Origin of the sequence: Thalassospira alkalitolerans (genome assembly GCF_002115745.1) — a bacterium.
Classification (GTDB): domain Bacteria; phylum Pseudomonadota; class Alphaproteobacteria; order Rhodospirillales; family Thalassospiraceae; genus Thalassospira; species Thalassospira alkalitolerans.
In genome coordinates this window covers 344189-358861 of record NZ_JFKB01000002.1, presented here as the reverse complement: position 1 = coordinate 358861, position 14673 = coordinate 344189, and the positions used below count along the sequence as shown (strand labels likewise).

The 14673-nt window shown below is 54.8% G+C and carries 17 protein-coding genes and 1 tRNA gene; 15 read left to right on the top strand and 3 right to left on the bottom strand.

Annotated elements, in window-relative coordinates; translation table 11 throughout:
- Positions 1–6 precede the first annotated feature (6 nt).
- From TALK_RS04660 to TALK_RS04590, 15 genes are all read left to right on the top strand, one after another.
- Positions 7–375 (top strand): phage tail tube protein, encoded by a 369-nt coding sequence (locus TALK_RS04660; RefSeq protein WP_085616327.1) that lies wholly within the window; start codon positions 7–9, stop codon positions 373–375.
- Positions 375–773 carry a phage tail assembly protein gene (locus tag TALK_RS04655; RefSeq protein WP_085616325.1) on the top strand — a complete coding sequence of 133 codons (399 nt, stop codon included), beginning with the start codon at positions 375–377 and terminating at the stop codon, positions 771–773. The genes TALK_RS04660 and TALK_RS04655 overlap by 1 nt, the downstream gene beginning before the upstream one ends.
- Positions 751–951, top strand: a complete 201-nt coding sequence (locus TALK_RS04650; RefSeq protein ID WP_085616323.1) for a hypothetical protein — start codon at positions 751–753, stop codon at positions 949–951. Before TALK_RS04655 ends, TALK_RS04650 begins: the two co-directional genes overlap by 23 nt.
- A complete protein-coding gene (locus TALK_RS04645) occupies positions 948–2921 on the top strand; it encodes a phage tail tape measure protein (protein WP_085616321.1) in 1974 nt (657 codons plus the stop codon). Before TALK_RS04650 ends, TALK_RS04645 begins: the two co-directional genes overlap by 4 nt.
- The gene (locus TALK_RS04640; RefSeq protein WP_085616320.1) at positions 2918–4195 is read left to right on the top strand and encodes a DNA circularization N-terminal domain-containing protein; all 1278 of its coding nucleotides are present in this window, start codon (positions 2918–2920) and stop codon (positions 4193–4195) included. Before TALK_RS04645 ends, TALK_RS04640 begins: the two co-directional genes overlap by 4 nt.
- Positions 4188–5252, top strand: coding sequence for a phage baseplate assembly protein (locus tag TALK_RS04635; protein ID WP_085616318.1), 1065 nt, complete (start codon positions 4188–4190; stop codon positions 5250–5252). Before TALK_RS04640 ends, TALK_RS04635 begins: the two co-directional genes overlap by 8 nt.
- On the top strand, positions 5242–5871 hold the full coding sequence (locus TALK_RS04630; protein WP_085616316.1) for a phage baseplate assembly protein domain-containing protein: 630 nt from the start codon (positions 5242–5244) through the stop codon (positions 5869–5871). The genes TALK_RS04635 and TALK_RS04630 overlap by 11 nt, the downstream gene beginning before the upstream one ends.
- Entirely contained in the window at positions 5871–6350 is a 480-nt protein-coding gene (locus TALK_RS04625; RefSeq protein ID WP_085616314.1) for a phage GP46 family protein, read from the top strand. The genes TALK_RS04630 and TALK_RS04625 overlap by 1 nt, the downstream gene beginning before the upstream one ends.
- A complete protein-coding gene (locus tag TALK_RS04620; RefSeq protein ID WP_085616312.1) occupies positions 6350–7462 on the top strand; it encodes a baseplate J/gp47 family protein in 1113 nt (370 codons plus the stop codon). The genes TALK_RS04625 and TALK_RS04620 overlap by 1 nt, the downstream gene beginning before the upstream one ends.
- Positions 7459–8064 (top strand): YmfQ family protein, encoded by a 606-nt coding sequence (locus TALK_RS04615; RefSeq protein WP_085616310.1) that lies wholly within the window; start codon positions 7459–7461, stop codon positions 8062–8064. Before TALK_RS04620 ends, TALK_RS04615 begins: the two co-directional genes overlap by 4 nt.
- Before the next feature lie 2 nt (positions 8065–8066).
- Positions 8067–8660 (top strand): hypothetical protein, encoded by a 594-nt coding sequence (locus TALK_RS04610; protein WP_085616308.1) that lies wholly within the window; start codon positions 8067–8069, stop codon positions 8658–8660.
- 297 nt (positions 8661–8957) lie between these two features.
- Positions 8958–10895, top strand: a complete 1938-nt coding sequence (locus tag TALK_RS04605; protein ID WP_085616306.1) for a DUF7483 domain-containing protein — start codon at positions 8958–8960, stop codon at positions 10893–10895.
- A 15-nt stretch (positions 10896–10910) separates the two neighbouring features.
- Positions 10911–11588, top strand: a complete 678-nt coding sequence (locus TALK_RS04600) for a DUF4376 domain-containing protein (protein ID WP_085616304.1) — start codon at positions 10911–10913, stop codon at positions 11586–11588.
- A 106-nt stretch (positions 11589–11694) separates the two neighbouring features.
- Positions 11695–11865, top strand: a complete 171-nt coding sequence (locus tag TALK_RS22410) for a Com family DNA-binding transcriptional regulator (protein ID WP_085616302.1) — start codon at positions 11695–11697, stop codon at positions 11863–11865.
- Positions 11866–11890: 25 nt separating this feature from the next.
- Entirely contained in the window at positions 11891–12715 is an 825-nt protein-coding gene (locus tag TALK_RS04590) for a DNA adenine methylase (protein ID WP_245829665.1), read from the top strand.
- A gap of 162 nt (positions 12716–12877) precedes the next feature.
- Here the strand turns inward: TALK_RS04590 and TALK_RS04585 are convergent.
- The 3 genes from TALK_RS04585 to TALK_RS04575 all read right to left on the bottom strand — a co-directional run bounded on the left by TALK_RS04585 (position 12878) and on the right by TALK_RS04575 (position 14671).
- A tRNA-Phe gene (locus TALK_RS04585) sits at positions 12878–12953 on the bottom strand.
- 97 nt (positions 12954–13050) lie between these two features.
- A complete protein-coding gene (locus TALK_RS04580) occupies positions 13051–13257 on the bottom strand; it encodes a DNA gyrase inhibitor YacG (protein ID WP_085616299.1) in 207 nt (68 codons plus the stop codon).
- Position 13258: 1 nt separating this feature from the next.
- Positions 13259–14671 (bottom strand): ribonuclease E/G, encoded by a 1413-nt coding sequence (locus TALK_RS04575; RefSeq protein WP_085616297.1) that lies wholly within the window; start codon positions 14669–14671, stop codon positions 13259–13261.
- Positions 14672–14673: the final 2 nt, after the last annotated feature.

Sequence of the window (14673 nt, the reverse complement as noted above, 5' to 3'; positions counted from 1 at the left end):
AAAAAAATGTCAGACAAGATGTTTGGCGATGCCGTCGTTGCCATGGATGGATATGAACTGCCTACAATTCCGGGCAGCGCCACGGTAACGCTTGGTCTCGCGACCGCGAAGCCGCGCAAAGGCCCGCGTGGATATCTCGGATCGTCGGTGCATATCAATCTTGGCACCTTGAAGGTTGAGGCGTCATCTAGTGCAGGCTTTGACCCCGCAACCATATCGGCGGGCAAGGAAGTCACCGCACGATTTACCGACACCGCGTCCAGTCAGGAATGGGTGTTTCCGATCATGGTTATGACCGAAGACCCCGAAATGTCGGACGGCGATGAAAGCAAATGGAGCCTGTCGTTTGAAGGCTCAAGTGCGGAGAAAGTCTGATGGACCCTCTTATTCTAACGGACGGCATGAAGATCGGTGAACACCTTTACACCCGTCTGACAATGGCTCCGCTCAACGCCGGTGAAGCGATTGATGCTGCGACCGCTGGCGAGAAAGTCCGGTTCGCCCCGGATGGTGAACCTGTCATCGTCACGAGCCCAACCATTGTGTCGACCGAGCGTCTACGGCGTCAGGTCAAACAGCTCGAAAGCAAGGCTGGCACTGTCATGCAAGGGCCTATTCAGATCGTGGACCTTCGCAAGATGAGCGAAGGCGACTATCGAAAGCTGGTTGAACGCGCTGATCAGATTGATGCCCTGTACCTGCAACGCGAAAGCGATAAAGGGGGGCGAGACGAAGCTGGTGCCGGAGAAGGTGCTGACGGCACTGGCGCTTGATCGCGTCGCACCGGGTGCGATCTCGGGCCAAGAAATCATCAGTACCAGGGCAAATGTCGAAAGCATGATGTTTGCTCTGGCACGCACCACAGGCACCTCGCTTGAAGCCGTTCGCAACATGCCCGTCTGGCAAATCATCCGCTACCTCAAAATGATGGCAAAAGACACGCCCCGATGAGTGATTTCAATTCACAGGTACAGGTCGATCTACGCGGCAACCTCACGGCAGCGGCCAAGAACATGTCGCGTGCCGTGTCGGGTCTTGCAACTTCTGCCTCGCGATCCTTTGGGCGACTTAACAAAGCGGCTGTCGGTGTTTCCAACGGTATTGATCGTATCGGGAACAAATACACCGGGTTGGCCACCGGCTTTGCAACCGGGGCGTTGGCAAAAGGTGTGATTAACTTTGGCGCTATCCTGAAGGACATTCAGGTTCAAGCAGGAATGACCGGTGATGAAGCTGAAAACCTCAAACAAAAGCTTTATGAAATAGCCAATGACGAAGCCGTAAGGGTCAACCCGCAAGAACTGATTGCCGGGCTTGCAACCTTCATCGATCTGACCGGTGACCTGCCATACGCCGAAGAAAACCTGCGCAATATCGGCTTGGCCATGCGTGCTTCTAGTGCTGATAGTACCGCAATAGCACAAACAATGAACGCGTTGCGTGACATTGGTGTCAGCGGTTCAGAGGACGTTAAACGTGCGTTTGAGTTGCTGATTGAGCAAGGTAAAAAAGGGTCTGTACCGTTCAAGGAAATGGCTAACGAGATCGGGCCACTCGCAACCCAAATGCAGAATTTGGGATATAGCGGACAGGAAGCGTTGAACTTCCTCGGCGCGTTTTTCATGACCGCACGTAAGGGCACAGGTTCGACAGCAGAGGCCGCGACGGCAGTTGAGGGCTTCTTTAATGCCCTTAAAAGCAAGGGTGCTCTTCTAAACGCCGGTGGGATCAAACTTTTCGATGCTGAAGGAAACAGCCGCGATCTTGATCTAATCTTGCAGGATACATTCACCGCACTCGAAAAAATCAAAGACCCCATCAAACGCAATGCCAAGGTCTATGAGATTTTTGGGGAAACCGGCGGCAAAGCCATTGCCAAACTGCAATCCGATTTTGCCAAAACCGGTAAGATGACGATGCTTGATGATCTAATGAATGTGAAAGTCACAGGAAATCAGATTGAACAGGACGCTATTGATAAAACCAAATCAATGGCAGCGGCAATTGAAACGCTCAATGCAGCCCTTTCCCGCATGGCCGACGAAAACCTTTCAGGCCCCATCCAAACGCTGGCAGACGCCATCTCGGGACTGAGCAGCGAGGAACTTGAAAACCTGTTTGATATTGCGGCAACCGGCGTGGCTGCGGCTGCTGGCATCTGGGCGGTAAACAAGGCAATCCGTGGGGCGTCGGCAGGCGTGCGGCTTGTGCAAGGCCTGCGTGGCGGCACAAGAGCCGGTGGCCGTGCTGCCGGTGCGCTGGCGAGTGCGGCAGCAACGCCGGTTATCGTGACCAATTGGCCAGTGGGTCGAGGCGGCGGTTATGGCTATGGCGCAGATGGCGGCGGCACAGGCAAAAATGGAAAATCAAGAAGCCCGCGCATTCGCAGAGGCGGTCGTCTTGGTGGTCTGATTTCTATGGGTGCAAAGGCATCCGCCGCCACGGGGTTGACCAGTATCGGGTCCAAAGCAGGGAAATTCGTTCGGGGTGCAGGTCCGCTTGCCACCGGCCTTGCGGTCATGAACATCGGATCGGCTGCGATTGCGGGCGACGGTCGGGGCGTTGCCGGGGCAACCGGAAGCCTTGGCGGTGCGCTGGCGGGTGGGCAGCTTGGCGCGATGGCGGGAACCATTGTCGGTCCAATCGGCACAGCCATTGGTGGGGCCATCGGTGCCGGTCTGGGGGCATATCTCGGCGAAGAAGCCATTACCGGCCTATGGGACAAAATGTTTTCAGACGACAAAGAAAACACTTCAAATGGTCAGGGCAATGAAGCGCTGGAAAGGAACACCTCATCCCAAGAGCGACTTGCCACGGCAATTGAGGAAAACACCCGTGTCCAAGGTGTGATGGGCCGACGCCAGCGCCGACAGCAGCAACGCGGAGACGCCACAGGTGCGCTTGAGGGAGGTCAGCCATGATTGATCTTTCCCAATTCCGCGAGGCCTCTTTCCGGGGTATTCCGTTCCACGTTGCAACCAGCTCGTTGCGACTGTCGCACCGCATTGACAAAAAATCCTATCCGTTCGGCAAGCGTGGCCTTGTGACCGACATGGGTCTCAATGACGATGTTTTCCAAGAAGCCATTTTCATTCTTGGCGATGACGTGTTTCAGCGCCGTCGTGACCTTGAGAACGCATTCAGGGTCATCGGTCCCGGTAAATATGTGCACCCGACACGTGGCACACTTGAAGTCGTGACCGAAACGGTCAATGGCGAAGAAAGCATGACGGAACTCGGCGTTGCCGATTTCACCGTGACTTTCGTCCAGTCCGGCAAGGCCATCGGGCCAACCGTTCGCATCGACACGAAGTCAAACGTTTTAACGGCGGCAAGCCTTGCCGAAGAAAACGTCATCGCGGGTTATGATCTTGATGTGCAGGATGCCGCAGACCCCGTGCAAGTGGACTATGCAAAGCTGACAAAAGCGGCGTTTGACCTGTATCGCATGAGCCAGACAATCACGCCCGGCGCAATCACAGGTGCGGCTATCGACATGGCAACAAACTTTGCCATTGAGGTCACCGCGCATGCCGGGCCTTCACTCATGTCTGAAGCCTTCTCAATGGCATCACAGGTCGGGGATTATTTCGGGGCTTCACCAGAAGGTGTACGGGCCTTTACCGGCGTTCTGACGGAAGGTGCCGGTCAGGCATGGAACATGGTGAGTGAAAGCGGTGTGTTGCAAGGCACTGCGATTTCGCCCGTCATCAGCAAACTATCAAACCGCTTTATGGCGACCAACTATGTCGCATCAAGCTCGGAGGCCAAGAATACTGAACTGGTCGGACTGGCAATTTTTGATGCAATGGCGGTGACAGCATCCAAGGCAGTGGCAAATACCCCGTTCGAAAGTGTGCAAGAAACAATTGGCGCACGCGACACCCTTGTTTCAGCACTTTCTCTCGCCGCCAGCACCTCAACGACAGCGGACCCGGAACGAGCAGCCGCCCGCAGCCAGTCCTTGCGCAATCTGCGCACAGCGGTTTCCCGTGATGTATCTGAAAACATCACCGGATTGCCGTGGCTTGAAAAGGAAGTCCCGGCAACATCCACGCCCGCCCGTGTCACTTCCTACCGGCTTTCGGGAACGATTGCGGACGGGCTTGCATCACGCAATGCCATCCGCCACCCGTCCTTTGTCACAGCAGGCGAAGAAATCCTCTATCTCGCAAAGGGGATCAGGAATGAGTGAAGTACAACTCTATATCCGGGGGCATATCTATAGCGGCTGGACCGACGCGACCGTGACCAAATCGCTTGATGCGATCTATGGCGAGGCGAGACTATCGCTGACCCGCCTGTTCGAAGAGGGTCCGGCAACGGTACCAAGTATCCGGCTTGATGATGACGCCCGCCTGACAGTCGATGGTGAAACTCTCATTGTCGGCTATATCAAATCCCGCGACTTGGAGTTTGACGAGGACGGCTTTGATTTTGACGTTGTTGTCCAGGACAAAACTTCGCGGTTGGTCCGTGGTTCCGTTGTCAATTTCCCGGCTGAGTGGAAAAATCAGACAGCGCTTCAGATCATCGAAAATATCTGTAAGCCGTTCGGCATTTCCGTTTCTGCACAAGTCCCTGTCGGCAAGCCGTTTGAGAAATTTACCGCCCAGCCCGGTGATACCGCCGCCAAGGTGATTGAACGTGTTTGCCGCCACCGGGCGTTGATGGTTTATGCAGATTCTAACAGTCAACTGATCGTCACAACGGCCAAGGCCGCGACGGTACTGTCAGACGAAATTCGCCTTGATACCGACAATGGAAATGCGCTTTCCCTGTCGTTGAGCGAGGATATTGCCGACCGTCACAACGAGTATATCTGCCATACGCAAAGCCCCGGTTCGGACTGGGCAACCTCCGAGCATTCAAAGGTGATTGGTCGTGCCAAAGATCACGGCATCAGCAGCTATTGCCCGCTTGTGATCATTGCCGATGAACCCGGCGATGCCTCCGCTATGACGAAACTTGCGACCACAACTGCTGCAATCAATGCCGCACGCTCAGAAAGCCGTGATTACCTTGTCCCCGGCTTACGCGGATCAAATGGCAAGCTGTGGGACATCAACAAAAAGGTTCCCGTCAATGACACCATCGACGGTCTGAAAGCCACACGCCTGATCAGCAAGGTCGTATTCTCGATCACGGCTGAAAAAGCAGATGAAACCCGTCTTACGGTTACCCACCCGGATAGCTACGAACTCGTAGCAGAACCGGAAACCAAACCGGGGGAGGTCTGGAATGCGGACTGATAAAATCAAAGACACTCTCGACAACATCAAACTGCGTCTAAAGCTGCTCTTTAGTCGGGCAAGTGTGACTTACGTCTATCAGATAGAGCCGGGCAAGCTCCGTCATCTTCAAGTACATGGTCTGGGGTTGGACGACAAGATCGAGCATGCCGAGGCATACGGCCTTGCCGTTTATCCGCTAGAAGGCGCAGAAGCGTTTGTAAGCTCGATCTTGGGGCAACGGTCCCATTTGGTTGCAACCATCATTTCGGACCCGCGTCATCGCCCTACAGGAGGAAGGCCCGGCGAAGTTGTTTTGTGGTCACGCTGGGGGCAAACCGTGTGGTTCCATGCTGACGGAACTGCGGCAATATCCGCCCCAAAGGCTGTAACCGTTGACGCCCCCGAGGTTACTGTAAATGCCCCCACGGTCACCATCAACGGCACGGATGTCAACGTGAACGCAACCAATGTTGCGATCTCAGCCCAAAGTGCATCGCTTGACTGCGACGATATCGCCTTTGGCGGCGAGGACGCCCAGCCGGTCGCCCGCATTGGTGATCTTGTTAATGTGACCTCAGGCAGTTCGGCAGGCCTTCATGAGATCGTTTCAGGTTCAAGCAAGATGAGGGTCGGCTGATGGATATCGCATTTGCAAACCCCAGTGAAACCGGCTTCGATTTTGCGACCGATGGCATCGACCTTGTTGTTGGCGATGGATTGATCACGATGTTGATCCACGCGCTTTTCCGTGATGCCCGTGCGCCTGAAGACACCATCGAAACCGGCGTTGATCCGCGTGGCCATTGGGCCAGTTCGCTGTCGAACAACGCGCCTGAAGGCAGTCTTTTATGGCTCATGCAGCGCGAAAAGATCACACCGAATATGCCTTACCGCGTTACCGAGACCTTGGAGCAAGCCTGTCAGTTCATGATTGACGACACCCAAGGTGACGCAAGGAACGTTACGACGGTGCGTGCAATTGCACAGAAATCATCCCATCGCGGGCGCATTGAGGCGCAACTCAACCTCCATCTTTCCGGGACATCCGCGCCGCGCCGCTTTTCATTGATCTATGACACCAATACCGGTCGATACAAGTTAGAGGAAATTGCCTGATGCCTTGGCAAACAACATCCATCACAGAACGGGAATTGCGTCTGCGCGAAGGCATTTCAACTGGCCTTAAACTCGCAGCCATCCCCGGTCGCGCATCCAATATCGGTGTCATTTCCGCCGAGGTAGCAGGCGAGATTGACGATCTTCATCAGCATATTGCGTATCAGGCAAAACAGCGTTTCACCAAAAGCGCCGATCTGGAAAACCTGAAAAACATCGCCGCCGAATATGGGATGAGCCAGCGCCAAGCCGTCCCGGCGACCGGCGCGATCCAGTTTGACGGTTCGGAATCCGTTACGCTTGAAACCGGCACGCGCTGGAAACACGCGAACGGTCAATTCTACGTCACGACCGCCGATGCCATTGTGTCCGGTGGCACAGCAACCGTAACCGCCGAGGCAGAAGCCACCGGCACCGCAGGAAACCTTATTGCTGGGCAGGAACTTACACTGGTATCCCCGGTGTCCGGGATCGCATCGGTGGCAACGGTTTCAACCGCCTTCACGGTTGGTCGTGCGATTGAAGACACGGAAACCTTTCGCGCACGTATTCTCTATCGTCAGGCTAACCCGCCGATGGGTGGCAGCAATGCCGATTATGTCGTCTGGGCAACCGATATTCCCGGCGTGGATGGTGTCTGGATTTCGCCACAGGCAATGGGGCTTGGCACTGTCACTGTCCGTATTGCGTCCTATGACGAAAACGGATGGCCTGTACCGTCTGAAAGCCTGCGCCAAAAGGTCGCGGATCACATTGACGGATACATCAATGAAATCACCGGCCAATGGGAAGGTCGCCCTTCGGGTGCGCAAGTGTTCGTCGTCGTCATCGATGCCAATCTTGTGGATCTCGAATTCTCCGATTTGACACCATCAGACACCAAGACGCTGAAGGCGATTGCAAGCAACGTTCAGGCACTGTTCAGACGTTCTGGTGAACCCGGACAAGACATTCGCCATAGCTGGTTAACAGCGGCCATTTCTTCGGCTGTGGGTGAGGACTACCACACGCTGGCCAGCCCCAGTGGTCCGATTGCGAACGGGGTCAATGAACTGCCGGTTATCAACGCGATATCGGTTGGCGAGGATACCCTGTGGGAGCGCCCGGAATGACCACAACAGAACAGAAAACAACCGCCTATACCGCCGCCATGATTGCAGGCCTGCCGCAAGGCCCTGCCTTCCCGCGTGAGGGAGCGGAAAAGCGCGACGGGTTGATCAGGGCCATCGCCCGCGAATTCGCGCTTGAGGACGACTTGGTTGATAGCCTGATGAACGAGGCAAGCCCGCTGACGGCATCAATCACGCTCGAAGAATGGGAGGCCGACTTTGGCCTGCTTGATTGCGATCATCAGCACGCAACCACCTTGCAGGAACGCCGGGCGGCTGTGCATGAAAAACGCACCCGTGTCGGTAGCCTCAACCCCAACGCCATCGTCGCGCTGGCCAAGAAACTCGGATACGACGCCGAAATCATTGAACGCCGTCCATTTATCACCGGGCTGTCACGCTGTGGCGACCGGCTGGGACGCGCCACAAGCCGGTTCTGGTGGACTGTTCGCGTCTATGAAGCCCGCTTAACCCGGTTTCGCACCGGGATGTCAAGAACTGGCGAAAAGCTGATGGGCATTGCACGAGCAGAAGACCTCATTTGCGTTCTTGAACGCATCAATCACTCGCACATGAAACTCACATTCTCATACGAGGGCAACTGACCATGGAATATGTAAAACCGCTCAATGAAACCGATCCTAATGCCCCGTACATCAACGGCGATGCGTCTCAGGACATGGAAGGATCGGAAGTCCCAGCCGCCGCTATTGAACATACGATGCGCGAGATCGTTAACGCGGTAACCTTCTTCCTTGGCACGGTGGAAACCCCGCTTCCGGCATCTGGCGAAGACTTGCAGCAGCTTCGAAAGGCAATTGAAAAAGCGGTTACCGATGCAAATGCCGACGCCCTGTATCGCACGGTATCTGCAACCCTTGGTGCTGGCTTCTGGACCACGCCAGTCGCGGCAACCGTTGCAGCGGGCAATGTGTCGTTCAACGCCGCGCTTGGCAACCGCTTCACACTGACCGCAACCGAGGCCCTGACTATCACGGCACCGGACCCGCTGCCTGCCGGTGGGTCGGCGCGGCTTGAGCTATCCATTGATGCCACGGGCAACTATTCCATCGATTTCGGTGCCGGGTTTCGCGTCAATCATGGCGCAATCAGTAGTGAGCCGAACGCGGTCAACCTGATCCATATGGAATTTTCCGGTGCGGTGATCGACGTCCACATTACCCAGCGCAAGGGGGGCTGATCCATGACCATCCTATTTGACAATCCGATGCCCGCAATTGGGTGTGGTGATCCAGGTGATCCGATCCCATTCGCCTGTTTGTTCGACGGTGGGCAATACCTTGAGAGAACACCAACCGTCGCCGGAAATCGCAACAAGTGGAAGGCGTCTTTTTGGATTAAAAGGACGAACCTAAACACTATAGCTCAACGACTACTCTCGGCATCGCAAGGTGAACAAGACGAAGGTTTTCATATCGCCAACAATTATCGCTTCGGAATATTCAAATATGTTAGTTCATATTCTCTTGAGCAAAGCGTGGGCCTGCTAAGAGATCCCGCGACCCACGCCAATTTTTTCGTTGATTACGACAACACAAGATCACCAACAACCGAAGTCTATATTTCGGGCGTTCGTATAGAAACGACTGGCGATCTTGGTAGTCATATTCTCGCCATCTCGAACACTGTCCGTCATAGAATTGGTGAATTTTCGGGCACGGCCAGCGCACCCGACCACAAACTGTTCGCGATCCTTGCAGAGTTCATGTTCTTTGATTGTGACCGTCCGGCGGTTTCGGATATCGGACTGACGGATGTTTTGCGCGTGAATGCCTACGGTCAGTGGGTTCATAAAGCGTTCGCCCACAAGGGCGATGGTGCTGATGCGTACGGCGCAAACGGCTTCCACCTTGATTTTGCCGACCCGCTGGACCTTGGCAAGGACACATCGGGCAACGGCAACCACTTCACGGCTGTCGGCCTGACGGTCGATCAGCAGGTTATCGACACTCCGACCAACAATTTTTGTGTTTTAAACCCGCTTGTTCCAAGTGGCAGTTCATCACTTTCATCCGGTAACCTGCGCGTTACCAGTTCGGGGGTTGGGGGCACATACGGTACGCTTCGCGTGAGCCGCGGAGTTTACAAGATTGAAGCCTGTTTCAACACCGCCTTGGACTTTAGCCATATCGGCTGGCAGGACGCCGCCAACGGCAGAATTCTTGGTGGAACAGGCATGGTCAACACCTACCTTCGGTCTGATGGAGATGTGTTCATTGACGGGGTGGTTGTCGCAAATGTTGGGCAGATTGCTGCCGGATCGTATATCGGTGTCCGGTTGGACCTTGATGCCGGGACAGTTTCATATTTCCGAAACGGTGATCCCTTATCAGGCCCTCATGCAATTTCGTCGGCCAGGGGATGGACCCCGATGGTTACGGTCGGACCAAGTTCGGGTGTAACCATCGATCTTAATTGTGGTCAAAAGCCATTTGTCTATGACATTGCCCCGGATGCTCTGGCTGTTTGCACCGCCAACGGGGCGTGCCCGGCCATTCTGAAACCGGATGACTATTTTACGACCCGACTTGTCGGAGATAGCAACCCGCTGCCGTGGAATGCTCTGACGGGAAAAACGTTGGCCGTCACGAAAGATCGCAATTCTGCGACCGGTTGGCGCGTCAATGATACGGTTCGCGGTGATGGTAAAGCGTGGGCATGTGACGTTGGCGGAGCCGAGATCAACGAGGGTGCTACGGGCGTAACGTGGACTGCCGATGGGCCGGTGTACGGCTCCGCTGCCGAATATCAGGGCAATCGCATCACATGGTTCTGGCGCGCAAGCCCAAAGGCGGGTTTCGATATCGTAGGTCCGATTAATCATGTGACAGGGAGCCAGACACCGTTCACGCAACTTTCCGGCGGCGTCATTGAATATGCTTGGCTGGTGCCTTTGGATGGCGGCGATTGCCGTGTTTATCACCATGCCTTGCCTGCCGGTGCTTACTATACTTTGAACAGTGAACCCGGCTCTGCGGTCGATGCCGGATGGTTTTCCAGTACGGCATCAGCCCTGACCATCGGTGCACAAATGCCAACTGGTCGATATGTGGCCTATGTTTGGCGCTCTGTGCCGCAATTCTCTGATTTCGGCGTCATGCCATCAAATGGCACTGTTGACGGGCCTTTCTGGTCAATGGATTTCCTGCCTCGCGTTGCCATGCTGCGCAACTACACGACAGGCGGGAATACCTATGATCATTTCGTTTGGGGTCATGGCGAGAACACCAACCCAGCCACTCAGTACCTGATGACCAATCTCCCTGATACTGAACGTCAATCCGCCATTCTGGATTTGGTCACTAACGGCATCAAAGTCCGCACAAACACCCCAACCGTCAACCCAGCGGGATCAGCCCTGATCCCTTATGCCGCTTGGGCGCAAACCCCCGGCAAATTCGCACGGGTACGATAGAACAGGAGACAAACCATGACAGTGCTTTATGCGATTTGTGACGATCAGTGGGCTTTGGTCCGCACGGCCCGCAGCCCGATGGGGCTTAAGGCAGAAACCGGCAAAACTTACACCAATGCGGCCTTGGCATCTGTTGTGGATTTGCGGGCAAACTTCGTGCTGGTGATCGATCAGGGCACCAAGCCCGATCAGGAGTGGCAGACGGTGATTGGTAATCCGGCTGTTGTTATCAATGGCGACCCGGAAGAGCCGGAAACGATGACGGCAATGCTGGAATACACGGTCCAACCGATTAGTCTTGATGCAGCAAAGGCGAAACTCGAACGCAAGGTCAAAGATCACAAATTCAGCCGCATGGCTGGTGGCGTATCGTTTGATGTCAGCGGCACGACCTATGTGGTGCAAACCGATGCTAAAAGCCGTGAGCTGATCGACAATGTCTATGAGCTGGCCAAGGCCGAGATGCTGGAAAACGGGCAGGTCGTTCGGATGTTGAGCAACGCGTCCCCGCTTCTTGCCCAGCCGCAAATCATCGCTCTGAAGCTTTCGGTCGGCGCAATGCTGTGCGCCTGCACCGATGCCCAGACTGAGCGCGAATACGCCATCGATGCCCTGCCGGATGACCTTCAGGCGCATATCGATTTTGACGTCACTGCCGGTTTCCCGGCTTTTCCTGTAGCCCCCGCTGAATAACGGCGGGGGTTTGGGCGTGTCCCCGCCCAAACCGAGTGAGAACGACCACTCACGGATAACCGCCCCGCCACCGTAGCTACGGTCGGGGATTTGCTAAAGGTCGAAGATGGCAGAGTCAACCAGCTCTGGAACAAAAAAAGAACAGTATCGGGATATCCGGTGCAAATCCTGCGGTCGAAAGTTACTTGAAGCTTTTGGCCGCATTCTGATCCGGGTCAAATGCACACGCTGTAAGACCCTTAATGCAATCGAGTCCCAATCAGAGGACCACCTCTGAAAGCCAAGAGCTTCGGAGAGAAAAAGTGAAAGACCTAAAGTCTAATATTGTGGAGAATTCTCCAACGGTTCCGGTGAAACCTGTGGCCCCTTATCTGGGCGGAAAAAGCAGGCTGGCCAAGCGGATTATCGGGAAGATTAAAACCATACCGCACGCGACATATGCCGAGGTATTTGTTGGGATGGGCGGTGTTTTCTTACGCCGTGATCATCAGGCAAAGTGCGAGGTGATCAATGATCGTAACCGTGATGTCTACAACCTGTTCCGCGTCCTTCAGGAACATTACCCATACTTCATCGATCTGCTGAAATGGCGGCTGACGACCAGAGTGGAATTTGAACGATTAACCTCTGTCGATCCCGAAACGCTAACCGATCTCCAAAGGGCAGCACGCTTCCTCTATCTTCAGCGGACAGCATTTGGAGGAAAGGTATCAGGCCGGAACTTTGGGGTGGCACCGGGACGCCCCGGACGGTTTGATATCACCAAGCTGGCCCCGATGCTCGAAGACCTTCATTCCCGTCTTGCGGGCGTGACAATTGAATGTCTGGATTACGCGGCCTTCATTGATCGCTATGACCGGCCTGATACCCTGTTCTACCTTGATCCACCTTACTATGGGAACGAAGGCGACTATGGGAAGGATATCTTCAGCCGGGATGACTTCACCAAGCTGGCCGATCAACTGGGCCAGATAAAAGGGTCATTCATTCTGTCATTGAATGACCGGCCAGAAGTGCGTGAGATATTTTCCAGCTTCAAGATAGAGGCCGTCAACGTGGCATACTCGATCAGCAATAAGACCGAAGGCAGGAAGTCATACGGTGAAGTGCTTATCAGCAATCAATGATCGAACGGGGTGGCCAAGTGCCACCCTTTTCATTGCGTGGCTTTGTGCAAAATAGACTGCCAAACTATGCAAAAAATCGCGCCGCGCTATAATCTTTCAATGACAAGATTTCAGGCACAAAAAAACCCGACCAATGGCCGGGCTGTTTTGGGCGACCAAGGATGGTGCCCGGGGGCGGATTCGAACCACCGACACGCGGATTTTCAGTCCACTGCTCTACCAACTGAGCTACCCGGGCATTCTCTTGGTGTCTCCGTTTCCGGAGCGTTCCCTGCGGAACGAGCGGGGTTATACAAACTCCTTTGGGGCTTGTCCAGCCTCAAATCGCATTTTTTTTACGCTTGAAAATCTTCTTCATCTTCAAGGTCTTCAAGATACTCTGGCGGCTCGGCCGCCGGAACCGCATAGCTTTCATTCAGCCATTTGCCAAGGTCAAGATCCGCACAGCGTTTAGAACAGAACGGCTTGTATTTTTCATCGACCGGCTTGCCACACATGGCACAGCCAGAATCCGCTGTTTTGACTGACTTTTTCTCGTTCATTTCAGATCTTCTCCAGCCTGTAATCACCACGCAAAAGGGTTTTATCGGCAGCCATTTCTGGCGCCATCCCCATTGCGCGTTCCAGAATTTGTTGTCCATGACGGTCTGTTGCCATGGCACGGACAAGGTCGGGCGCAACGCAAAGCCGATATCGTCCGCCCTGCCCCGCACGCAAATCACGCACCACAGATCGCAGGATATTGTTCAATGCCCCCGCCAATGTCGGCATAGGATCAGGCTGCGAGCCTTGCATCAATTCGGCCAGCGCCGTGCCCCCACGCTGACGGCTGAGCTCAAACAAACCCAATCGCGTAAAACCGCCAAACTGCACTGCACCGCTCATTTCCGGACCAAAGGCATCACGAAGGGCAACCTCGAACCGGTCCCGCGCAGCTTTACCTGCCATGCGCAACGGATCAATCACCACCAAACCGCCAATATTTCGCAATTTCAACTGACGGACGATTTCATCCACCGCCCGAAGGTTAACCTGCTCTGCCCGGCGCAAAACATCACGATCCGCATCCGAACCGGCAGCATTGACATCAATCGCACACAGGGCTGTGGTTTGTTCAATGGCAATCCAACCGCCCCCTGACAGGTCAACACGGGGCTGCAATGCGACGGCAATATCGTCTTCGATATCCTGATCATCAAATAAAAGCCGCGCCCCATCATAACGGACAAGATGCGCATCACCATATCCACGCGCCAAAAGCATCCCGCGCAGGCGAACAAATTCATCCACACCATCGACAATACATTCGCCGCCGTCCATCACATGGCGTTCGATCAGTTGATCGGCATCGGAAAGTGCCTTGAAAACCAGAACCGGTCTGGATGGGGATTTTTGCGCGGCGTCGGCCTGTGCCCAGACCGCACGCAGTTGTTTGAGCTCGCCAATAAGGGCGCCATCGTCGCAATCAATTGCCAGACTGCGCAGTGTAATGCTTTCATTTCGGCCGCACAGCCCCTTGAAAAGCGACAGCAATGCGGCGCGTCGGTCATCATCCTTTAACTTGCGGGGCAATTCAATAAGCCCGCCGCCCTTGCTTTCGCGGGGGCGCAGGATCATGCCAAGCCCTTCTATCGCAATCCGCCCGGTCAATTTGGGGCCTTTATCGTCAAATCCAAGGCGGGAAACCTGAACGATCACCCACTGGCCTTCATGCAGCGGCCCGTCAATACGGTCAAACGGCAACAATCCATCGGCGACACCATCAAGTGCCACCATGGCCGCTGCCATTTCAGGCAAAATTTTGGAAACACGCCCCAGATGAATATCAAATCGTGCCGGGCCACCGCGATCAATCCACAACCGCACCAGCCGATCTTCACGGATCAGGGCAATCCGCCGTTCGCACGCAAGCGCATCAATCAAAAGACGGTCGGTATGTGTTCCGTCCGTCCCCATGA